The following is a 21,229-nucleotide window of genomic DNA, read 5'->3' as shown; positions in this document are numbered from 1 at the left end:
CTATCCGACACTCATCTGCCGTACATCACCTTGATGGCCTTGACGAGGCGCGCCACGTCGGTGGGGGTGCGGTCGAACGTCATCGACGGCAGCAGTGAGCGCGCCCGACGCCGGGTGATGGCCTTGGCGCGGGCGAACTCGCGGAGGCCGTCCTCGCCGTGGATCCGCCCGAAGCCGGAGTCGCCGACGCCGCCGAACGGCAGCGTGGACATCCCGGCGAAGGTCAGGGCAGAGTTGACCGAGGTCATCCCCGAGCGCAGACGCCGCGCGGTGCGCACCGCGCGCTGCCGGCCGAAGACCGAACCCCCCAGGCCGTACGACACGGCGTTGGCGCGGGCGACGGCCTCGTCGGCGTCGCGGACCCGGCTGATGGTCACCGTCGGACCGAAGGTCTCCTCGCGGACGGCGGCCGACTCCTCCGGTACGTCCACCAGCACGGTCGGATGCACGTACGGTGGCTGCACCGCGCCCGGACCGCCGACCAGGGCGCGGCCGCCGGAGCTGACCGCGGCCTCGATGTGGCGGCGGATCACGTCGATCTGGCCGGGCATGGTGATCGGACCGATGTCGGTGCCCTCGGGGCCGACGGTCAGCCGGCCGGCGCGGGCGACCACCTTGTCGACGAAGGCGTCGAAGATCGTGTCGACGGCGTAGACGCGCTCGATGCCGATGCAGGTCTGGCCGGCGTTGGTCATGGCGCCCCAGACACACGCCTCGGCGGCGGCGTCCAGGTCGGCGTCGCTGTCGACGATCATGGCGTCCTTGCCGCCGCCCTCGATCAGCACCGGCGTCAGCGTCTCGGCGCAGGCGGCCATCACCTTGCGGGCGGTCGCGGTCGAGCCGGTGAAGGCCACCTTGTCGACCCCGGAACGGCACAGCGCCGCCCCGACGTCGCCGAGCCCGTGTACGGCGGCGAACACCGGCTGCTCGGGCACCACCTCCGCGAACGTGTCCACCAGCCACTGGCCGACGACGGGCGTGTACTCGCTGGGCTTGAGCACGACGGCGTTGCCCGCGGCCAGGGCGTACGCGGCGGAGCCGAGCGGGGTGAGGACCGGGTAGTTCCACGGCCCGATCACACCCACCACGCCGTGCGGCTGGTATTCCAGGTGCGCGGAGAACTCGGCGAGGACGAGCCGGGAGCGGACCCGGCGTGGCCCGAGCACACGGCGCGCGTTGCGGGCGGCCCAGTCGACGTGTTCGATCGCGCTGGCGATCTCGACGATGGCGTCGGCGACCGGCTTGCCGCCCTCGACGTGCATCAGCTCGGCGAGCTGCTCGACGCGCTGGGCGAGCAGCGCGCGCCAGCGCAGCAGCCGCTGGCGACGGCCGGCGAAACCCAGGCCGGCCCACCACTCGCCGGCGGAACGGGCGCGCTCGACGGCCTGCCGTACGTCCGCGTCGTCGGCGACCGGGAGGCGGCCGGCCTCGACGCCGGTGGCCGGACTGGTCGAGACCAGCTGGTGCGCCTCGATGAGGGGGGTGCCGGGGACATGCACAGCCGTCATGGCGGAAGTCTAGACCCGAACATTACTCACCGGTAGGCCACGGTTTCCGTACGCCGGGGCGGGAGTCGTGTCCCCCGGTCCATTCGTTGATCAGTGCAGGTCAGGTGCCGGGTTTCGAGGGGTGGCCGTCCGAATCGTCGAACAGCGGGTGGCCGGGAGGTGGCGAGGAGTTGACCGGCCGGTCGGTATTGACGATTACCGTCTGATGGCAGGCTGACGCGCGGAGTAACGGTGTGGGGTGGAGGGCTGACTGTCCATGGAGGAACATCCGGAACTGATGCCGTTGTTGACGGTCGCCGGTGGGCCGATGCGCGGAGCGAGCTTTCGCCTGCGGGTCGAGCCGCAGGTGATCGGTCGGGCGCCGACCGGCCACGTGGTGATCAACGACCCACATCTGAGCCGCCGGCATGCCGAGGTGTGGCTGGCCCCCGAGGGCGCCTCGCTGCGCGACCTGGGCTCGACAAACGGCACCTGGCTCAACGACCGCAGGATCACCGGGGTGGAACGCCTCTCCGACGGTGACGTGATCCGACTGGGCCGCACCGAACTGCGCCTGTTCGATCCGGGGGTCGCCCACACCGATCCGGTCGGGCTCAGCTTCGGGGTGTCCCGGCGCGACATCCGACCGACGTTGCCGCTGCCCCTGGCCACCCGTCCCGGCGCCACCCGCTGACCCCGCCGGGGCGTCCAGTGGCGGTCGACCACACCCCGGCGGTGCCGCCCGATGACCGTCCGACACCTGGACCGGTGTGGACTGACGTGGCAGCATGCCGCGGATGGAAACCGAGCTGCGGGTCGTCACGGCGAACGGCACACGCCAGGCGGTACGGGTGGGCGGTCCGCCGGACGGAACTCCGGTACTGCTCGTCCACGGCAACTGCTCCTCCTCGCTGTTCTGGGAGCCGTTGATCCGGCGACTGCCACCGACGCTGCGGGTCGTCGCACCCGACCTGCGCGGGTTCGGCGACTCCGAGACCGCTGGGGTGGACGCCACCCGGGGCCTGCGCGACTTCGCCGACGACGTCGCCGCGCTGCTGGACGATCCGACGCTCTTCCCGAAGGCCGCCGACGCCAGCAGCGTCGACGCCGCCGCTGAGGTGCGACCGGTCGTGGTCGGGCACTCTCTGGGTGGGGGAGTTGCCATGCGGCTGCTGGTCGACCATCCGCATCGGGTGGGCGCGCTCCTGCTGGCCGCGCCGGTGTCGCCGTACGGTTTCGGTGGTACGCGCGACCTCGCCGGTACGCCGGCCACCCCTGACTTCGCGGGCACCGGCGCGGCCCGGGTGAACGAGGACTTCGTCACCCGACTCGCCGCCGGAGACCGGAGCGTCGATACGCCGACCAGCCCGCGCGCCGTGCTCCGGGCAACCTACGTGGCCGACCCCGCCGCGCTGGGCGAGGACGAGGACCTGCTGCTGGACAGCATGCTCTCCACCGCGACGGGGGACGACAACTACCCGGGCACGGCGGTGGAGTCGGAGTACTGGCCCGGTGCCGCGCCCGGGAAGCGGGGCGTGCTCAACGCGCTCGCGCCGACCTGGTTCCGGCTCGCCGACGACCTGGTGGCCGTCGCCGAGAAGCCTCCGATCACCTGGGTACGCGGCGACGCCGACGTGATCGTCTCGGACACCTCGCTGCTCGACCTGGCCTACCTGGGTTCGCTGGGTCTCGTACCCGGGTGGCCCGGCGCGGACGTCCGTCCGCCGCAGCCGATGGTCGGGCAGACCCGGGCGGTGCTGGAGCGGTACGCGGCTGCTGGCGGCGCGTACCGTGAGGTCGTGTTGCCCGGCTGCGGGCACAGCCCGCACCTGGAGCGTCCGGGGGAGTTCGTGGCGGAGCTGTTGGCGTTGACCGACGCGTGGGCCGGGTAGGGCCGCATCGGGGGTGAAATATCCCACGGCGTCTCGACAACGTTGCGGCACGTGGCAGACTCGCGCGCATAGCCTTAGCGGTCGTTCAGTGGCCGTACGGAGTGTCTGGGGAGGCCGGTCGTGGCGCGCGAGTTCAGCACCGTGGGTGTCGTGGGGCTGGGCACCATGGGTGCCGGCATCGTCGAGGTCTTCGCCCGCAACGGCATCGATGTGGTGGCCGTCGAGATCTCCGAGCCGGCGCTGGAGCGGGGTCGGGCAACCCTCGCCGGCTCCACCGATCGCGCGGTGGCCAAGGGCAAGCTCGCCGAGGCCGACCGCGACGCCCTGCACGAGCGGGTGCGCTTCGAGGTCGGGCTGGACGCGCTGCACTCCGTCGACCTGGTCATCGAGGCGGTGCCCGAGCACCTGGACCTCAAGCAGCGGATCTTCGCGGAGCTGGACCGGGTCTGTAAGCCGGAGACCATCCTCGCCACCAATACCTCGTCGCTGAGCGTCACCGAGATCTCGGTGGCCACCAGCCGGCCCAACCAGGTGATCGGCATCCACTTCTTCAACCCGGCCCCGGTGATGAAGCTCGTGGAGGTGGTCCGCACGGTCGTCACCGCGCCCGAGGTGGTCGCCGACGTCGAAGCGCTGTGCGCCCGGCTCGGCAAGGTCGACGTCACCATCAACGACCGGGCCGGCTTCATCGCCAACGCGCTGCTCTTCGGCTACCTCAACCACGCCGTCGCCATGTTCGAGTCGCACTACGCGACCCGCGAGGACATCGACGCCGCCATGAAGCTCGGCTGCGGCCTGCCGATGGGCCCGCTCGCGCTGATGGACCTGATCGGCCTGGACACCGCGTACGAGATCCTGGACACGATGTACCGCCGGGGCGGGCGGGACCGTCGGCACGCCCCGGTGCCGCTGCTCAAGCAGATGGTCACGGCGGGGCTGCTCGGCCGCAAGTCCGGTCGGGGTTTCTACACCTACGAGCGGCCCGGTTCGCCGAAGGTCGTACCCGATGGGACGACGCCGTCGGCGACGGACGCCGCGCTCGCCGACGGCGCGCGCGCCATCACCAAGGTCGGCATTGTCGGTTCCGGGACGATGGCCACCGGGATCATCGAGGTGTTCGCCAAGGCCGGGTACGAGGTCGTCTCGGTGACCCGGGGCGCGGAGAAGTCCGCGTCGGTCTGCGAGGCCGTAAAGACCTCGCTGAACAAGGGCGTGGTCCGGGGCAAGCTCGCCGAGGCCGACCGGGACGCGGCCCTCGGCCGGATCACCTGGACGGCCACCCTCGACCACCTCGCCGACGTCGACCTGGTGGTCGAGGCGGTCGTCGAGGAGTTGAGCGTCAAGAAGGCGCTCTTCGCCAGCCTCGACGAGATCTGCAAGCCGGGCGTGGTGCTGGCCACCACGACCTCGTCGCTGCCGGTGATCGACGTGGCGATGGCCACCCAGCGGCCGGCCGACGTGGTGGGCCTGCACTTCTTCAACCCGGCGCCGGTCATGCCGCTGGTCGAGGTGGTGCGGACCATCCGGACCTCGCCGGAGACCACCGCCACCGCGCGGGCGGTCTGCGCCGCGCTGGGCAAGACCGGTGTGGTCTGCGGCGACCGGTCCGGGTTCATCGTCAACGCGCTGCTCTTCCCGTACCTGAACGACGCGGTCAAGATGCTGGAGGCCAGTTACTCGACGGCCGACGATATCGACCACGCGATGAAGCTGGGCTGCGGCTACCCGATGGGCCCGTTCGAGCTCCTCGACGTGGTCGGGCTGGACGTCTCGCTGGCGATCCAGCGTGAGCTGTACCTGGAGCTGCGCGAGCCGGGCTTCGCGCCCGCGCCGCTGCTGGAACACCTGGTCACCGCCGGCTACCTGGGCCGCAAGACCCGTCGCGGCTTCCGCGACCACTCGCACCGCTGACCGCGAGAGACCTGGTGACCGCCCGGGCCATCCGCCCGAGGTGACCGTACGCTTGGTGACTGTGAGCCCCCGTCGCAACCGCCCTCGCCGGGACGAGAACGCCAACCTGGACGCCGATCGGGTCCGCCAGGGCGTCGCCTCGGTGCAGCAGTGGACCGACGGCGCCTGGCAGGTACGCGGGATCGGGGCGGGCGCGTCGATCAAGACGTACCGCTGCCCGGGTTGTGATCAGGAGATCCGGCCCGGTGTGGCGCACCTGGTGGCCTGGCCGGCCGACGGGTTGGGTGACCTGACCGACCGCCGGCACTGGCACAGTGGCTGCTGGCGTGCCCGCGACCGGCGCGGCCCGGCGGTGCAGCGCGGCCGCGGCACGCCGCGCTACTGAGCAACCCGGCCGGCGGGTCTCGCGCGGCGGCACGGTGGCGCAGTCGGGACGCCTCGCGGTGCGGCACGGCGGCGCAGCCGGATCGCCTCGCGGTGCGGCTCCGCGGCGCAGTCGGGACGCCTCGCGCTGCGGCTGAGCGACCTGGATCACGCTGTTCGTGCCTGGGCGGGCGGCGACGCCGACTTCGCGACAGACTGGGGCGGTGAGCACAGCGATCCGCGCGTCGTCGATCCTGCCCGGCCGCCGGGAGGACATCGAGCTGCACACCGCCGACGGTCTGAAGCTGGTCGGTGAGCTGGCCCTGCCGGCCGACCGGCCGCCGGTGGCCACCCTGGTCTGCCTGCACCCGCTGCCCACGCACGGCGGGATGATGGACAGCCACGTGTTCCGCAAGGCGGCCTGGCGGCTGCCCGCGCTGGCCGATCTGGCCGTGCTGCGCTTCAACACCCGGGGCACCAGCAGCGTGCGCGGCACCAGCGAGGGCTCGTTCGACGGCGCGGTGGGCGAGCGGTACGACGTAGCCGCCGCGATCGAGTACGCGGAGTTCGCCGAACTGCCGAACATCTGGCTGGTCGGGTGGTCGTTCGGCACCGACCTGGCCCTCAGGTACGGCTGCGACCCGGCCGTGGCCGGCGCGATCCTGCTCTCCCCGCCGCTGCGCTTCTCGACGCCGGACGACCTGGCGACCTGGGCCACGTCCGGTCGGCCGCTGGTGGCGCTGGTACCCGAGTTCGACGACTACCTGCGTCCGGCCGAGGCGCGGGAACGGTTCGCGGCGGTGCCACAGGCCGAGGTGGTCGGGGTGCCCGGCGCGAAGCACCTCTGGGTGGGCGACGCGGAGACGGTGCTCGACGAGATCGTCAAGCGGGTCAACCCGGCGGTCGAGGTGCCCCTGCCGACGACCTGGGACGGGCCGATGGAGGCCGGCGACGTCAGCGCGTACGCCGACCGGACGGTGGCCGCCTTCGCCGACACGCCCGTTCCCGGCCCGGCCGACTGACCCGGCGCAACCGGTCTTCAGTTCCGTTCCTGGCGGGGGAGTACCACCTCACGCAGGATCAGTTGCAGCGCGGCCACCGTGGGGATGGCGATCAGCGCGCCCACCACGCCCAGCAGCGCCACGCCGAGCAGGGCCGCCAGCAGGGCGGCGACCTCGTTGACCTCGACCGAGCGCCGCATCACCTTCGGGTAGACGAGGTAGTTCTCGACCTGCTGGTAGACGAGGAAGAAGACCGCGCAGGCGATGCCGGTGGGCAGGTCGGCGGCGAAGCCGACCAGGCTCACGATCACCGCGCCCAGGGTCGCGCCGATCTGCGGGATCAGATCGGTGACGGCGACGACCACGGCCAGCGCGAACGGGTACGGCAGGCCGACGATCAGCGCGAAGACGAACGTGGTCGCGCCGGCCAGGACCGCGATGCTCAACGCGCCGACCATGTACGCGCCCACCTTGGTGAGGATCGCGTCGCCGATCAACGCCGCCCGCTCGCGGCGGGACCGGGGGACCAGCGCGTAGCCCAGGGAGCGCAGCTTGTCGAAGTAGGCCAGGAAGTAGATGGTCAGCACGAGCACGGTCAGCGTCCGGAACACCGTGCCGAAGATCAGTTGGGCACCACCGAGCACCCCGCCGAGCGCCCGGCCGATGGTGTCGGCGTTGGCCGCGCCCTGCACCCGCTCCACCACGTCGTACCGCTCCACCAGGTCGTTGACCGTGGGATTGCGACGCAACTCGTCGAGCAGGCTCGGGATCTGGTCGATGAACTGCCCGGACTGCGTCACGATCGGCGGGACCAGCGCCACGATGCCGCCGCAGAGCAGCAGCACCACGGCCAGCGCCACCACCGCCACCGCCAGGCCGTGGGGCACACCCCAGGTGCGCAGGCGTACGACCGCCGGGTTGAGGCCCACCGCGAGGAACAGCGCGATCACCACCAGAACCAGAATGCCGCCGGCATTCCGAATCCCCAGATAGAGGGTGTACGCCAGGAGCACGCCCAGCGCGCCGGTGAAACCGACCAGGAAGCTGCTCCGCCGCAGCGGACGCCCCGGGGTGCCGAACTTCCCCGACGGAACCGCCGGAGGCTCGTCCGGGTCGAATCCCGGGGCCGGAACGGGCACCGGTGGCGGCGTCTCGGGCCCGGTCGGAGTGCTTCTGGCCTCGGTCGGAGTGCTTCCGGGCTCGGTCGGAGTTGTTCCGGGCTCGGTCGGAGTCGTCTGTCCGGGCGGCGGGGGCGCGGCGTCCGGGCCGTCGGCCGACGGGTCATGCTGCGGCACCAGAACCTCCGGGTCAGTCCGTGGGACGCCAGGAGCGTAGCCACCCCAGGATCGCGGTCGACCACAAGCCCGTCAATCCACCGTGGGCTGCGCACCGCCCGGTCGACTCGCAGATCTTGGACAGTTTCCGTTCGCGCCTTGGGCTCAACCGGTGGTTGCAACACCCCTTGTTGGTGGTGGTCGTTGGGGTGGTTATGGCGTCGAGGTTGAGTGCGTTGGAGCGGGAGCAGATCGGGTTGGGTCGGGCGGCGGGTGAGTCGGTGCGGTCGATCGCGCGCAGGTTGGGTCGGGCGGCGTCGACGATTTCGCGGGAGGTGGGTCGGTTCGAGCGTTACGGGCAGCGGTATCAGCCGTCGATGGCGCAGTGGGCATCGTTTCTGCGGCATAACCGCCCTGGTCGGGTGCCGCGGTTGGCCGGTGGCGGGCCGTTGCGGGAGGTGGTGCTGGATATGCTGCGGCGACGTCGTTCGCCGCAGCAGATCAGTGCTCGGCTGCGGGTGCAGTTCCCGGACACGCCGGAGATGTGGGTGTCGCACGAGACGATTTACCAGGCGATCTATCTGCAGGCGCGGGGTAATCTGCGCGCGGAGTTGACGCGGCAGGTGGCGTTGCGCTCGGGTCGGGCCGCTCGCCGTGCCCGGGCGGCGTCAGCCGGGGCGGTGCGTTCCGCCCGACCCTGGGTTGATCTGCGTATCGCGGACCGGCCGGCGCAGGTCGCTGACCGGGCGGTGCCCGGGCACTGGGAGGGTGACCTCCTGGAAGGGGTGCGTCGCGGTGGACGCGGTGGTTCCGCGATCGCCACGTTGGTCGAACGCGCTACCCGGTTCGTCATCCTGGTAGCCCTGCCCGAGGGCAAGGTGTCCGAACACGTCGTGTCCCAACTGGCCGCCGCGATGACCTGGCTCCCGCAACGGTTACGGGCCTCACTGACCTGGGACCAGGGCGTCGAGATGGCCCGACACCGGGACTTCACCATCGCCACCGACTGCCCGGTCTACTTCTGCGACCCGCACAGCCCCTGGCAACGCGGCAGCAACGAGAACACCAACGGACTACTGCGCCAGTACTTCCCCAAAGGCCAATTCGACTTCACCACCATCGACCAAGCCGACCTCGACCACGTCGCCGACGAACTCAACGACCGCCCCCGCATGACCCTGGGCTGGGCCACCCCCGGCGAAAAGATGACCCAACTCCTCGGTGTTGCAACCACCGGTTGAACCCGCCCGCTGGACGGAAACTGTCCAAGATCTCGAAGCTCGGTGCGGGCGCCCGTCAGTCCTTCTCGATGGTGACCTTGCTGGGCTTGGCGCTGCGCTCGTCGGTGGTCGGCTTGCTGGGACGCTTGCCGTTCTCGCCCGTGCTGGTGATCTTGGTCGGCTTGGCGCCCCGGCCACCCTCGCCGGGGACCGCGGCCACCGTCGGCTCGCCGTCCACCCCGGCACTGGCCGTACCACCGTCGACCGTGGTCACCGGCTCGGCCACCGGCCGGGTGGTGGGCTGCCCGTCCTCGTCGGCGCCGGCGCTCACCGGGGCGTCAGCGGGCGCGGCCTTGAGACCACCGGCCGGGCCGCTACCGACAGCACCGTCACCCCCGGCACCGCTGACGGCCGCACCGTCAACGGCGTCAGCGCTCGTGGCGGCGTCACCGTCACCCGGGCGGCTACCACCGCCGGCCGACACGGTCGCGGCCTCGAGCGGCGCGTCGGAACCGTCGCCGTCGCCCGGACCGGTCCCGCTGCCCGTCGTCGTGCTCACGGCGCTGCCCGTCGTCGTGCTCACGGCGCTGCCCGTCGTCGCGCTCACGGCGCTGCCGTTGGCCGCCACGGTCGCTGCCGAAGCCGGCGCGTCTGGTCGATCGGCGGCCGTCGGCGCGGTCGGGCCGTCGACGGGGCCGGCGACGCTGCGCAACCGCAGCTCGGTCATCTGCCGCTCGATCTCGTCCGACTCCTGCCGGGCCTTCCAGGTCTCCTGCCGCAGGTCGGCAAGCTGTTGCTGGGCCTGCGCGATCTCCAACATCACCTGAGCGAGCTGCTGCCGGCCCGCCGCCGCCTCCTGCTGCGTCGCCGCCAGGTGCTGCTGCGTGGTCGCGAGATGCTGCTGGGTGGTGGCCGCGTACTCCTCGAACTGGCGGCGCGAGGCCGCGACGTGCTCGTCGGCCTTGCGGCGCTTGTCACCCGCCTCGGCCTCGGCGCGGCTCAGCATCTCGGCGGCCTCGGTCTCGGCGCGCTCGCGCAGGGTCGCCGCGTCCGCCTCGGCTGTCTGGCGGATGGCGTCCGCGCCCTGCTCGATCTCGTTCTTGCGGGTGGTGTACTCGGTCTCCAACTCGTCGCGGCGTGCGGTGTAGGAGGTCTCCAGCTCGTCCCGGCGTGCGGTCCAGCCCGACTCCAGCTCCTGCTGGCGGGACTCGTGCTGCTTGTCCAGCTCGTCGCGGCGCTTGGCGAACTCCTGCTCGGCGGTGGACCGGCGCTGGGCCAGCTCCCGATCGGCCGCCTCGCGCCGGGAGTTGACCTCCTGCTCCACACCGGCCCGCCAGGCGCCGAGCTCCTGCTGTGTCTGCGCCCGGGACTGCTGCACGTACGCCTCGGTCTCGCTGCGCATGCGCTGCACGTACGCCTCGGTCTCCGCCCGGCTGCGCTTGGCCGCCTCGGACGCCTGCGTGGTGAGCCGCTCCGCCTCCTGCTGGGCCTTGGCCCGGGTGGCCCGGCCGGCCATCGACGCGTCGTCGATGATCTGCTTGGCCTCCTGCTGGGCCTTGGCGTGGGTCGCCCGGCCCGCCTCGGTCGCGGTGTCGGTGAGCCGCTTGGCCTCCTGCTGGGCCTTGACGTGTACTTCCTTGGCCGCCTCGCGCAGCTCCGCTGCCTCCTGGCGGGCGGTGGCCAGCGCCTCGCGGGCCTCCTCGCGCAGCTTGGTGGCCTCCTGTTGGGCCCGCGTGTGGATCTCCTTGGCGGTGTCCCGGAGTTGGGTGGCCTCCTGCTGGGCCTTGGCCAGCTCGTCCTGCGCCGCCTTGCGCAGCTTCGCCGACTCGTCCCGGGCCGAGCGCAGGGTCTCGTCCGCCTCCGCGCGGCGGGAGGCGCTGTGCCGCTCCTCCTCCTGACGCCGGGCGGCGAGGGCGATCTCGAAGTCCTTCAATGCCCGGGCGGCCTGCTCGCGGGCTTCCTCGATGATGTGCTCGGCGGCGGCCCGGCGGGCGTCGATCTCCTCGTTGGCCGCGGACAGGATCTGCTCGGCCTGCTCCTCGGCGAGGGTGAGGATCGACTCGACCCGGGGACCCAGGTGCCGGAAGGAGGCCCGGTCGACCACGTTCATCTGCTTGCGGACCTGGGTCAGATCCCGCTGCAGCACCTCGACCTGGCCGGCGAGCTTGTGGATCTGTGTATAGGCCTGTTCCCGTTCGGCGGCGAGGGTCGCGATCTCGTGCTCGGCACGCGCGACGTACCGGTCAACCTGTTTCTTCTCGTACCCCCGCAGAGCGGACTCGAAGCTGGGCTCCGTGGTCACATCCCCGCCGAGAGCGAACAGTTCCTCGCCGTGCGACATGCCCCCATCCTCACACGCATCGCCCGCGGCTGGGGCGATACGGACGCCGCTTGTGGGACCTACTTCACTCCGGCGCGAGGGTGTCAGACCACGGGTTGGGAAACGCACACGGCGCGAGGTCACACCGGTTACCCGGTGTCACCTCGCGCCGTCGATGCCCCGACCTGACGCCTCGCGTCAGCCGGCGGTCTCCGCGGTGACCCGCTCCTGAGCGCCGTCGGTCTTCTTCGTCTCGGACTTCGTCGCCGCGGCCGGCGACGCCGCGGGAACGCCGGGCACGATGCCGGCGAGCCCGGAGAGCATCTGCCCGAGCTGCGAGGTGACCGCGTCCTTCTGCCGGGTGAGGTCCTCGACCTCGCGGCGGGCGGCCTGGGTGGTCAGCTCGGCCTCGGTGCGGGCCTCGGTGAGCAGGCGCTGCGACTCGGCCTTGGCCTCGTTGAGCGTCTTGTCGGAGAGCGCCTTGGCCTTGTCGATCGTCTCGGCGGCGTTGCGCTCCGACTCGACCCGACGGGCCTCGGCGCGCTGCTCGATCTCCTTGGCGCGCTCCTGGGCGGCGCGGGCGCGCTGCTCGGCCTCGCTGACCATCTTCTGGGTCTGCGCCACCTGGGCGGCGTGCCGCTCGGACTCCTCGCGCTCGGCCTTCTCGCGCCGCTCGGCGAGTTGCAGCTCCAGCGCCTGGAGGTCCTTGTCGCGCTTGTCCCGCGCGTCGGTCAGCAGCTTGGTGGCCTCGGCGCGCTTCTCCTCGGCCTCGCGGGCGGCCTTGGCCCGCTGCTGGGTGATCTCCCGCTCGGCGGTGGCGCGCAGGGTGGCCACCTCCCGCTCCACGGTCGACTTCAGCTCGGCCACCTCGTGTGCGGTGACCGTCCGCAGCTGCTTGGTCTCGCGGTCGGCGTCGGCGCGCAGCGTGTCGGCCTCGCGGCGGGCCTGCACCCGGACCTCGGCGGCCTCCCGCTCGGCGGCGGTACGCAGGTTGCCCGCCTCGCGTTCCGCGGTGGCCTTCATCGCGGCGGCCTCGGCACGGGCCTTGTCCGTGATCTCCCGCGCCTCGAGGCGGGCGGCGGAGAGGATGCCCTCCGACTCGCGCTTGGCCTCGTTGCGGTGGTCGTTGGCCTGCTCCTCGGCGAGCCGGAGGATCTGCTCGACGCGGGTGCCGAGCCCGGAGAGGGTGGGCCGGCTGTTCTCTTCGAGCTGCTTGTTGGTGTCGGTGAGCTTCTGCTCCAGCGCACTCATGCGCTGCTCGGCCTGGCGGAGGCGACGCTGGGCGTCGTTCATCCGCTGCTCGGCCTCGGCACGAGCCTGCTCGGACTGGGTCAGCGCGGCGGTCATCCGGCCGATGAAGTCATCGACCTGGTGAGTGTTGTATCCGCGCAGGCCAACGGTGAAATCTGGCTGCGAGTTCGCGTTATCGAAGAACGCGAGAGGGGAGGACTGCTGCTGGGGCATTGGGACATACTGGCAGACGCCCCAGGGTGCTTCGCAAGAGCGGTGCGAAGCTTTCGTCTCCTCTTTACATGGTCAACTGGCCTGGCTGTCGTACCTGGACCAATCGGCGATCTTGGCAGCTCCCGGGCCGCGTGGAGGCCACGCAGCGTGACGTGAAAAAGGGCCACGGGGTCTGTCCCGTGGCCCTTTGTTCGACCCGGATGGGTTCGGGCTAATGCGGGTGGAAGAACAATGGCCGATCACCGCATTGGCCATCGGGTGCTCATCCGTCCGGCCGGTGTCCCGCTCAGTGTCCCCGGAACCGGTTGATCGCCTCCTCGTGCCGGGCCCGCAGCTCCCCGTCCCGGACACCCAGCCCGTCCGACGGCGCGAGGCAGCGCACGCCGACCTTGCCCTGGTGCGCGTTGCGGTGCACCTCGTACGCGGCCTGGCCGGTCTGCTCGAGGGAGTAGGTGCGGGACACCGTCGGGTGCACCTTGCCGAGCGCGACCAGCCGGTTCGCCTGCCACGCCTCGTGGTAGTTGGCGAAGTGGCTGCCCACGATCCGCTTGAGGTGCATCCAGAGGTAGCGGTTGTCGTACTGGTGCTGGAACCCGCTGGTGGACGCGCAGGTGACGATGGTGCCACCGCGACGGGCCACGTAGACGCTCGCGCCGAACGTCTCCCGACCGGGGTGCTCGAAGACGATGTCCGGGTCCTCGCCGCCGGTGAGTTCACGGATCCGCTCACCGAACCGCCGCCACTCGTCCGGGTCCTGGGTCTCCTCGTCCTTCCAGAACCGGAAGCCCTCGGCGGCCCGGTCGATGACCAGCTCCGCGCCCATGCTGCGGCACAGTTCGGCCTTCTCGGGCGAGGAGACGACGCACACCGGAATGGCGCCACCGTTGAGGGCCATCTGGGTGGCGTACCCGCCGAGGCCGCCGGAGGCGCCCCAGATCAGCACGACGTCGCCCTGCTTCATGTTGGCGCCGTGGTGGGAGACCAACTGCCGGTACGCGGTCGAGTTGACCAGCCCCGGGCTGGCCGCCTCCTCCCAGCTGAGGTGCCGCGGCTTGGGCATGAGCTGGTTGGCCTTGACCACGGCGAGCTCGGCCAGCCCGCCGAAGTTGGTCTCGAACCCCCAGATGCGCTGCTGCGGGTCGAGCATCGTGTCGTCGTGCCCGGCCGCGTCCTCCAGCTCGACCGAGAGGCAGTGCGCGACGACCTCGTCGCCGGCCACCCACCGGGTCACCCCGGGGCCGGTACGCAGCACCACGCCCGCCGCGTCCGAACCGACCACGTGGTACGGCAGGTCGTGCCGGCGGGTCAGCTCGGAGACCCGGCCGTAACGCTCAAGGAACCGGAAGGTGGACACGGGCTCGAAGATGCTGGTCCACACCGTGTTGTAGTTGATCGCGCTGGCCATCACGGCGATCAGCGCCTCGCCCGGTCCGAGTTCCGGCGTCGGCACCTCCTGCACGTGCAGCGCCTTGCGGGGGTCCTTGTCCCGGGTGGACATGCCGTCGAACATCCGGGACTCCTCGGCGCGGACGACCACGCCTCGGTAACTCTCCGGTACGGGAAGTCCGGCGACGCCGGCCAACTCCCGGTCCGGGTCGTTCGATTCCTCCGCCGCCATGATCGCTTCGAGGATGTCCTGCACGGTGACCTCCGGTTCGTCCCGCACCCGCGCGGGCCCGGGTGCTGCCATCGTCGGCGCCGGTGGGACACGACCGCCATGTCGGCATTCGACACATCCGGCACCGGTCGCGCTCCTGTGGGCCGGGACGTTACTGAACGGTAGCTAAAGCCGGAAGTCCTCTGTGAAAAACTGCATCCGCCGATGCGTGAAGGTGCCCGACCAGCGCGAAAACCGCGCACCGTCGAGCGCGTCGCCCCCGCAGCACCGCCCCGCGCCGCCCCACCCCCGCCCTCCCCGGTGATCATGAGGTTCGCGTCAGATCCGGGCCCCGAGATGACGCAAACCTCTTGATCACCAGGGAGGCGAGGGCCCGGTGGGGGCGGTCAGTGGGCTGCGGCGGGTTGGACCAGCTCGACCAGGACGCCGCCCGCGTCCTTCGGGTGGACGAAGTTGATCCGGCTGTCCGCGGTGCCCCGCCGCGGCTCGTCGTAGAGCAGCCGCATCCCCCGCTCGCGCAGCGCCGCGCAGGCCACGTCGATGTCCGCCACGGTGTACGCGACCTGTTGCACGCCCGGTCCGTTGCGGTCCAGGAACTTCGCGATCGTCGACTCCGGGCCGAGCGGGGCGAGCAGCTGCACGCAGCCGCCCTCGGCGGTCGGCCCGACGGCCAGCATCGCTTCCCGTACGCCCTGTTCGGCGTTGGTCTCGACGTGTACGCAGCGCATCCCGAAGGTCCGCTGGTAGAACTCGATCGCGGCATCCAGGTCGGCGACGGCGATGCCGACGTGATCGATCTTGCGAAGCCCGATGTCTGTGACGTAGTCCGCACCGGGCTCGGCGGGGGAGTTCTCAGCCATGGCGATAGTCTGACCGAACCATCGTTCAGGCGTACAGCTCGGCACCCCTCGGAGGCAGGCATGGCTTCGGTGATCGTCAGCGGCGCGCGGACCCCCATGGGCCGGCTGCTGGGCAACCTCAAGGACCTCCCGGCCACCAAGCTGGGCGGGATCGCCATCAAGGCCGCTCTGGAGCGGGCGGGTGTCAGCCCCGACCAGGTCCAGTACGTGATCATGGGGCAGGTGCTCCAGGCCGGCGCCGGTCAGATCCCGGCCCGGCAGGCGGCGGTCGAGGCCGGCGTACCGATGTCCGTGCCGGCGTTGACCATCAACAAGGTCTGCCTGTCCGGCCTGGACGCGATCGCCCTTGCCGACCAGCTCATCCGGGCCGGCGAGTTCGACATCGTGGTGGCCGGCGGCATGGAGTCGATGACCAACGCCCCGCACCTGCTCATGGGTCAGCGCACCGGCTACAAGTACGGCGACGTGGTGGTCAAGGACCACATGGCGCACGACGGGCTCAGCGACGCCTGGGACTGCTGCTCGATGGGCGAGTCGACCGAGCGGCTCGGCACGAAGCACAGCATCACGCGCGAGGAGCAGGACGCCTTCGCCGCGACCAGCCACCAGCGGGCCGCCGCCGCGCAGAAGAACGGCCACTTCGCCGAGGAGATCACGCCGGTGCTGATCCCGCAGCGCAAGGGTGACCCGTTGGTGATCAGCGACGACGAGGGCATCCGGCCGGACACCACCGTCGAGTCGCTGGGCAAGCTGCGGCCCGCCTTCACCAAGGACGGCACCATCACCGCCGGCAGCTCCTCGCCGATCTCCGACGGCGCCGCCGCCGTGGTCGTGATGAGCAAGGCCAAGGCCACGGAGCTGGGCCTGACCTGGCTGGCGGAGGTCGGCGCGCACGGCAACGTGGCCGGCCCGGACAATTCCCTGCACTCGCAGCCGTCCAACGCGATCAACCACGCTCTCAAGAAGGGCGGCCTGAGCATCGAGGACCTGGATCTCATCGAGATCAACGAGGCCTTCGCGCAGGTCGGCATCCAGTCCACGCGTGACCTCGGCATCAGCCCGGACAAGGTCAACGTCAACGGCGGCGCCATCGCCCTCGGTCACCCGATCGGCATGTCCGGCGCGCGTCTCGTACTCACTCTCGCCCTGGAGCTCAAGCGGCGCGGTGGCGGCACCGGCGCGGCGGCGCTCTGCGGTGGCGGCGGTCAGGGCGACGCGCTGATCATCCACGTGCCGGCACAGTGAGCGAGGCGGCCGAGAGCGCTCCGGCGGCGGCCGGCACCACGTCGGTGCGTCGCAGCCGGGACGTACCGCTGCTGGTCGAGCGCGCGCGCACCGGCGACCCACGGGCGGTGGCCCGCCTGATCACCCTCGTGGAGAACGGCGACAGTCTGCTGCCGGCGATCGCCGCCGCGCTGGCGCCCTACGCCGGTCAGGCCCAGGTGGTCGGGTTGACCGGCTCGCCCGGGGTGGGCAAGTCGACCACCACCAACGAACTGGTCCGGGCGCTGCGGGCGCGCGGCCATCGGGTGGGCGTGCTGGCGGTCGATCCGTCCAGTCCGTTCACCGGCGGGGCGATCCTCGGCGACCGGGTGCGGATGCAGGACCACGCCACCGACCCGGGCGTCTACATCCGCTCGATGTCCAGTCGGGGCCACCTCGGCGGGCTGGCGGCGGCGACGCCGCAGGCGGTCCGGGTGCTGGAGGGCGCCGGCTGCGACGTGGTGCTGGTGGAGACCGTCGGCGTCGGGCAAGCCGAGGTGGAGGTGGCCTCGCTGGCCGACACCACGCTGGTGCTGCTCGCCCCGGGCATGGGCGACGCGATCCAGGCCGTCAAGGCGGGCATCCTGGAGATCGCCGACGTGTTCGTCGTCAACAAGGCCGACCGGGACGGCGTCGACGCCACGGTCCGCGACATCCAGGGCATGATCGCGCTCGGCGAGCGCGGGCCGGGGCAGTGGCGGCCGCAGGTGGTCCGCTCGATCGCGGCCCGGGGCGAGGGCATCGACGACATCGCCGCCGCCCTCGACAAGCACCGCGGCTGGCTGGTCGAGCACGGCGAGCTGCGTCGCCGGCAGGAGGCGCGGGCCGCCGCCGAGATCGAGGCCATCGCGCTCGGCGCCCTCCGCGCCCGGATGGGCTCCCTGCGCGACGGTACGGAGTTGAGCACGCTCGCCACCAAGGTCGCCGAGGGCGCCATCGACCCGTACGCGGCGGCGGACGAGCTGCTCGCCCAACTGGCGAACTGACCCGGGCCCAACGGCTGCACCCCCCGCGTGCCTGGACGCGAAGCGCCCTCCGGTTTTAGTAGGCTCGCGGCCGGCAGCGGACCGAACGATCAGGTCGGTCCACAGTGCACGGGGACCAGGGGAGATGTGATCATGACGGACGCGGTGGAGAACGCCGGCGCGGCGCAGCCGACGACGGGCGCGGCCCGGGGTGTGACGTCGGTTTCCGACGAGGTGGTGGAGAAGATCGCCGGTGCGGCCGCTCGCGCGGTTCCCGGTGTCGCCGACCTCGGCGGTGACGTGGCCCGGTTCTTCAACAGCGTGCTCGACAAGGTCGGCCTGGACGAGGTGGGTGACGCCCGCCGGGGCGTCTCCGCCGACGTGAAGGGCACCTCGGCCGTCATCAACGTGGTCCTGGTGATCGACGCCGGTTCCGTCGTGGCCGATGTGACCGATGCGGTGCGGGCCGCGGTCATCGAGGCGGTGGAGAAGTACGGTCTGACGGTCACGCAGGTCAACGTCACGGTGGACGACATCGAGATGAACCAGCCGGGCGCCGCCGTCTGACCGTGGGCGGCCCGGTTACCCGCCGGTACGACGTGACTTAGCGATCGTTCAGGCAAGGGCTCTACACTCGATGTGCTGGTCGAGACACCGAGGAGGAGCCCTGCGCATGGACGCCGACGAGATCGACGCCGGACGGGCACGCTGGCAGGCCCGGTACGACTCCGCGCGCAAGCGGGATGCCGACTTCACCACGCTCTCCGGGATGACGGTCGACCCGGTCTACGGGCCGCCCGAGGGCAGCACCTACCCGGGCTTCGAGCGCATCGGCTGGCCGGGCGAGTACCCGTACACCCGGGGTCTGTATCCCACCGGCTACCGCGGTCGGACCTGGACGATCCGGCAGTTCGCCGGCTTCGGCAACGCCCAGCAGACCAACGAGCGCTACAAGATGATCCTGGGCGCCGGCGGTGGCGGCCTCTCGGTCGCGTTCGACATGCCGACGCTGATGGGCCGCGACTCGGACGACCCGCAGTCGCTCGGCGAGGTCGGGCACTGCGGGGTCGCCATCGACACCGCCACCGACATGGAGGCGCTCTTCGACGGCATCGACCTGGCCGGCGTCACCACCTCGATGACGATCTCCGGCCCGGCCGTGCCGGTGTTCTGCATGTACCTGGTCGCCGCCGAGCGGCAGGGCGCCGACCTGTCCACGCTGGACGGCACGTTGCAGACCGACATCTTCAAGGAGTACATCGCGCAGAAGGAGTGGCTGTTCGACCCCGAGCCGCACCTGCGCCTGATCGGCGACCTGATGGAGTACTGCGCGGCCGAGATCCCGCGCTACAAGCCGCTGTCGGTCTCCGGCTACCACATCCGCGAGGCCGGCTCGACCGCCGCGCAGGAGCTGGCGTACACCCTGGCCGACGGCTTCGGCTACGTCGAACTGGGTCTCTCGCGCGGGCTCGACGTGAACGTGTTCGCGCCCGGGCTGAGCTTCTTCTTCGACTCGCACGTCGACTTCTTCGAGGAGATCGCCAAGTTCCGCGCCGCCCGCCGGATCTGGGCCCGCTGGCTGCGCGAGGTCTACGGCGCGACCAGCGAGAAGGCGCTGTGGCTGCGCTTTCACACACAGACCGCCGGTGTGTCGCTGACCGCGCAGCAGCCGGTCAACAACGTCGTGCGGACGGCCGTGGAGGCGCTCGCCGCGGTGCTCGGCGGCACCAACTCGCTGCACACCAACGCCCTGGACGAGACCCTCGCACTGCCCACCGACGAGTCCGCCGAGATCGCCCTGCGGACGCAGCAGGTGCTGATGGAGGAGACCGGCGTGGTCAACGTGGCCGACCCGCTCGGCGGCTCCTGGTACGTCGAGGCGCTGACCGACAAGATCGAGGCCGAGGCGGAGGAGATCTTCGCCCGCATCCGTCAGCTCGGCGGGGAGGGGCCGCACCAGATCGGCCCGATGACCTCGGGCATCCTGCGCGGCATCGAGGACGGCTGGTTCACCGGTCACATCGCCGAGTCGGCGTTCGTCTACCAGCAGGCCCTCGAGAAGGGCGACAAGAAGATCGTGGGCGTCAACTGCCACACCGGCACGGTCGCCAAGGAGCTGGAGATCCTGCGCATCTCGCACGAGGTGGAAGTGGAGCAGCGGCGGGTGCTCGCCGAGCGCAAGAGCGCGCGGGACGAGGACACGGTCCGCGCGGCCGTGGCCCGGATGGTCGAGGTCAGCCGTACCGACGGGAACATGATCCCCGCCATGCTCGACGCCGTCCGCGCCGAGGCCACGTTGGGCGAGATCTGCGACGCCCTGAGGGACGAGTGGGGCACCTACCGCGAACCCGCCCGCTTCTGACCCCCACCCCCGCCCTCCCACCCGCGCTCCCCACCCCCGCCCTCCCCACCCCGTCGATCTTGCAGTTTCTGTCGCGGCATAAGCCGCAAAAGTGACGTAGCGACAACCGAAAGTGCAAGATCGGCGGGGCTGGGGACTCGGGGCCGTTTCGCGTTGTCCGATCGGCGTGAGAGTTGCGACGTTGGAGTTGTGGGTGAGCCGGGAATCGGGGCTCACGTGCGAGACTAGGTAACCATGAGCGACCCACGGATCACCTCGTCGATCTTCACCCGCGGCGCGGTCGACCTCAGCACGCTGCGTGGCCCCGCACCAGCCAGTACCCGCCCCGGCGCACCCCCGCAGGGCGGCCCGTCCGCCGGCACGCCGGGCGCACCGACCGCCGACAACGCCTCCATCGTCGATGTCACCGAGGCGACCATCCAGTCCGCGGTGCTCGAGCAGTCGATGGCCATGCCCGTCATCGTCTTCTTCGGCGCGGCCGGCTTCCCCGAGAGCGACGAGTTCGCCCCGGTGCTCGAGCGGCTGGCGGCCGAGGGCGGCGGCACCTGGTTGCTGGCCCGGGTCGACGTGCAGGAAAACCCGCGGATCGCCCAGATGTTCCGGGTCCAGGGCATTCCGACGGTCTACGCGGTCGTCGGCGGCCAGCCGATCGACGCCTTCTCCGGTGTGGTGCCGGAGGCCCAGCTCCGCCAGTGGATCCAGGCCGTTCTCAAGGCCGGCGGCGTGACCGTCGCCGAGCCGGAGGACCCGCGCCTCGACGAGGCGGACGACGCGCTCATGAGCGGCGACCTGGACGCCGCCGAGCAGGCGTACCGCAAGATCCTCGCCGACGCACCCGCGGACGCCGCGGCGACGGCGGGCCTCGCCCAGGTCGGCGTGGCACGCCGGGTGGCGGGCGCCGACCCGTCCACCGCGCTGGCTGCCGCCGAGAGCGCCCCGGACGACGTCGCGGCCCAACTGCTGGCCGCCGACATCGAGGTGCTCAGCGGGTTGGCCGAGCAGGCGTACGCCCGCCTCGTCGGCCTGGTCCGGCGCACCGCCGGCGAGGACCGCGAGACCGTCCGCCAGCACCTGGTGTCGCTCTTCTCCATCGCCGGCCCGGACGATCCGGCGGTCGCCTCGGCCCGTCGGGCACTGGCCAGCGCCCTGTTCTGAGTTCGCAGCACGACTGTGAGTGCGTAGTACGCCAGCGCGGGCCGGCGGTTCGCCGGCCCGCCCGACCTCCGGGG

At 71.4% G+C, this 21,229-nt stretch carries 17 protein-coding genes; 11 read left to right on the top strand and 6 right to left on the bottom strand.

Annotated features, from left to right (window positions below; genetic code table 11):
• Nucleotides 1-11: 11 nt before the first annotated feature.
• On the bottom strand, nt 12-1,508 hold the full coding sequence (locus ACQPZK_RS25900; protein WP_433535443.1) for an aldehyde dehydrogenase family protein: 1,497 nt from the start codon (nt 1,506-1,508) through the stop codon (nt 12-14).
• A 256-nt stretch (nt 1,509-1,764) separates the two neighbouring features.
• On the opposite strand from ACQPZK_RS25900, the gene ACQPZK_RS25895 reads away from it, so the two are divergent.
• The 5 genes from ACQPZK_RS25895 to ACQPZK_RS25875 all read left to right on the top strand — a co-directional run bounded on the left by ACQPZK_RS25895 (nt 1,765) and on the right by ACQPZK_RS25875 (nt 6,675).
• Nucleotides 1,765-2,181, top strand: a complete 417-nt coding sequence (locus ACQPZK_RS25895; protein WP_433535442.1) for an FHA domain-containing protein — start codon at nt 1,765-1,767, stop codon at nt 2,179-2,181.
• Nucleotides 2,182-2,275: 94 nt separating this feature from the next.
• Nucleotides 2,276-3,379, top strand: a complete 1,104-nt coding sequence (locus ACQPZK_RS25890) for an alpha/beta fold hydrolase (protein ID WP_433535441.1) — start codon at nt 2,276-2,278, stop codon at nt 3,377-3,379.
• Between the two features lie 120 nt (nt 3,380-3,499).
• Nucleotides 3,500-5,290, top strand: coding sequence for a 3-hydroxyacyl-CoA dehydrogenase family protein (locus ACQPZK_RS25885; protein WP_433535440.1), 1,791 nt, complete (start codon nt 3,500-3,502; stop codon nt 5,288-5,290).
• Nucleotides 5,291-5,345: 55 nt separating this feature from the next.
• Nucleotides 5,346-5,675 (top strand): hypothetical protein, encoded by a 330-nt coding sequence (locus ACQPZK_RS25880; RefSeq protein WP_210909751.1) that lies wholly within the window; start codon nt 5,346-5,348, stop codon nt 5,673-5,675.
• Between the two features lie 202 nt (nt 5,676-5,877).
• Nucleotides 5,878-6,675 (top strand): alpha/beta hydrolase, encoded by a 798-nt coding sequence (locus ACQPZK_RS25875; RefSeq protein WP_433535439.1) that lies wholly within the window; start codon nt 5,878-5,880, stop codon nt 6,673-6,675.
• 17 nt (nt 6,676-6,692) lie between these two features.
• On the opposite strand, the gene ACQPZK_RS25870 is transcribed toward ACQPZK_RS25875, so the two are convergent.
• Nucleotides 6,693-7,949: an AI-2E family transporter gene (locus tag ACQPZK_RS25870; protein ID WP_433535438.1), complete on the bottom strand. Its 1,257-nt coding sequence runs from the start codon at nt 7,947-7,949 to the stop codon at nt 6,693-6,695.
• 194 nt (nt 7,950-8,143) lie between these two features.
• Between ACQPZK_RS25870 and ACQPZK_RS25865 the strand changes: the two genes are divergently transcribed.
• Nucleotides 8,144-9,169 carry an IS30 family transposase gene (locus ACQPZK_RS25865; RefSeq protein WP_433535437.1) on the top strand — a complete coding sequence of 342 codons (1,026 nt, stop codon included), beginning with the start codon at nt 8,144-8,146 and terminating at the stop codon, nt 9,167-9,169.
• Nucleotides 9,170-9,224: 55 nt separating this feature from the next.
• On the opposite strand, the gene ACQPZK_RS25860 is transcribed toward ACQPZK_RS25865, so the two are convergent.
• From ACQPZK_RS25860 to mce, 4 genes are all read right to left on the bottom strand, one after another.
• Nucleotides 9,225-11,489 carry a hypothetical protein gene (locus ACQPZK_RS25860; protein ID WP_433535436.1) on the bottom strand — a complete coding sequence of 755 codons (2,265 nt, stop codon included), beginning with the start codon at nt 11,487-11,489 and terminating at the stop codon, nt 9,225-9,227.
• A 177-nt stretch (nt 11,490-11,666) separates the two neighbouring features.
• Nucleotides 11,667-12,932 carry a cell division protein DivIVA gene (locus tag ACQPZK_RS25855; RefSeq protein WP_433535435.1) on the bottom strand — a complete coding sequence of 422 codons (1,266 nt, stop codon included), beginning with the start codon at nt 12,930-12,932 and terminating at the stop codon, nt 11,667-11,669.
• 286 nt (nt 12,933-13,218) lie between these two features.
• Nucleotides 13,219-14,574: a crotonyl-CoA carboxylase/reductase gene (ccrA, locus tag ACQPZK_RS25850; RefSeq protein ID WP_433539319.1), complete on the bottom strand. Its 1,356-nt coding sequence runs from the start codon at nt 14,572-14,574 to the stop codon at nt 13,219-13,221.
• A 362-nt stretch (nt 14,575-14,936) separates the two neighbouring features.
• Nucleotides 14,937-15,410, bottom strand: a complete 474-nt coding sequence (gene mce, locus ACQPZK_RS25845; RefSeq protein WP_433535434.1) for a methylmalonyl-CoA epimerase — start codon at nt 15,408-15,410, stop codon at nt 14,937-14,939.
• A 60-nt stretch (nt 15,411-15,470) separates the two neighbouring features.
• Here mce and ACQPZK_RS25840 point away from each other — a divergent pair, with 60 nt between their 5' ends.
• The 5 genes from ACQPZK_RS25840 (at nt 15,471) to ACQPZK_RS25820 (ending at nt 21,155) form a co-directional block, all read left to right on the top strand.
• A complete protein-coding gene (locus ACQPZK_RS25840; RefSeq protein WP_433535433.1) occupies nt 15,471-16,655 on the top strand; it encodes an acetyl-CoA C-acetyltransferase in 1,185 nt (394 codons plus the stop codon).
• The gene (gene meaB, locus ACQPZK_RS25835; RefSeq protein ID WP_433535432.1) at nt 16,652-17,659 is read left to right on the top strand and encodes a methylmalonyl Co-A mutase-associated GTPase MeaB; all 1,008 of its coding nucleotides are present in this window, start codon (nt 16,652-16,654) and stop codon (nt 17,657-17,659) included. The genes ACQPZK_RS25840 and meaB overlap by 4 nt, the downstream gene beginning before the upstream one ends.
• A gap of 132 nt (nt 17,660-17,791) precedes the next feature.
• Nucleotides 17,792-18,205 (top strand): Asp23/Gls24 family envelope stress response protein, encoded by a 414-nt coding sequence (locus ACQPZK_RS25830; protein WP_433535431.1) that lies wholly within the window; start codon nt 17,792-17,794, stop codon nt 18,203-18,205.
• A 106-nt stretch (nt 18,206-18,311) separates the two neighbouring features.
• On the top strand, nt 18,312-20,000 hold the full coding sequence (locus ACQPZK_RS25825) for an acyl-CoA mutase large subunit family protein (RefSeq protein WP_433535430.1): 1,689 nt from the start codon (nt 18,312-18,314) through the stop codon (nt 19,998-20,000).
• A gap of 234 nt (nt 20,001-20,234) precedes the next feature.
• Nucleotides 20,235-21,155: a tetratricopeptide repeat protein gene (locus ACQPZK_RS25820; RefSeq protein ID WP_433535429.1), complete on the top strand. Its 921-nt coding sequence runs from the start codon at nt 20,235-20,237 to the stop codon at nt 21,153-21,155.
• Nucleotides 21,156-21,229 lie beyond the last annotated feature (74 nt).

Source organism: Micromonospora sp. CA-249363 (assembly GCF_050950185.1).
Taxonomy (GTDB): Bacteria; Actinomycetota; Actinomycetes; order Mycobacteriales; family Micromonosporaceae; genus Micromonospora.
This window is presented reverse-complemented; position numbering and strand designations above follow the sequence as displayed.

What these genes read in the sequence shown, in the direction of transcription:
- ACQPZK_RS25840 (WP_433535433.1), top strand. Translation starts at nt 15,471, where the DNA reads ATGGCTTCGGTGATCGTCAGCGGCGCGCGGACCCCCATGGGCCGGCTG.
- ACQPZK_RS25825 (WP_433535430.1), top strand. Translation starts at nt 18,312, where the DNA reads ATGGACGCCGACGAGATCGACGCCGGACGGGCACGCTGGCAGGCCCGG.
- mce (WP_433535434.1), bottom strand. Translation starts at nt 15,410, where the DNA reads ATGGCTGAGAACTCCCCCGCCGAGCCCGGTGCGGACTACGTCACAGAC.
- ACQPZK_RS25890 (WP_433535441.1), top strand. Translation starts at nt 2,276, where the DNA reads ATGCCGCGGATGGAAACCGAGCTGCGGGTCGTCACGGCGAACGGCACA.
- ACQPZK_RS25900 (WP_433535443.1), bottom strand. Translation starts at nt 1,508, where the DNA reads ATGACGGCTGTGCATGTCCCCGGCACCCCCCTCATCGAGGCGCACCAG.
- ACQPZK_RS25820 (WP_433535429.1), top strand. Translation starts at nt 20,235, where the DNA reads ATGAGCGACCCACGGATCACCTCGTCGATCTTCACCCGCGGCGCGGTC.
- ACQPZK_RS25855 (WP_433535435.1), bottom strand. Translation starts at nt 12,932, where the DNA reads ATGCCCCAGCAGCAGTCCTCCCCTCTCGCGTTCTTCGATAACGCGAAC.
- ACQPZK_RS25860 (WP_433535436.1), bottom strand. Translation starts at nt 11,489, where the DNA reads ATGTCGCACGGCGAGGAACTGTTCGCTCTCGGCGGGGATGTGACCACG.
- ACQPZK_RS25830 (WP_433535431.1), top strand. Translation starts at nt 17,792, where the DNA reads ATGACGGACGCGGTGGAGAACGCCGGCGCGGCGCAGCCGACGACGGGC.
- ACQPZK_RS25895 (WP_433535442.1), top strand. Translation starts at nt 1,765, where the DNA reads ATGGAGGAACATCCGGAACTGATGCCGTTGTTGACGGTCGCCGGTGGG.
- ACQPZK_RS25865 (WP_433535437.1), top strand. Translation starts at nt 8,144, where the DNA reads ATGGCGTCGAGGTTGAGTGCGTTGGAGCGGGAGCAGATCGGGTTGGGT.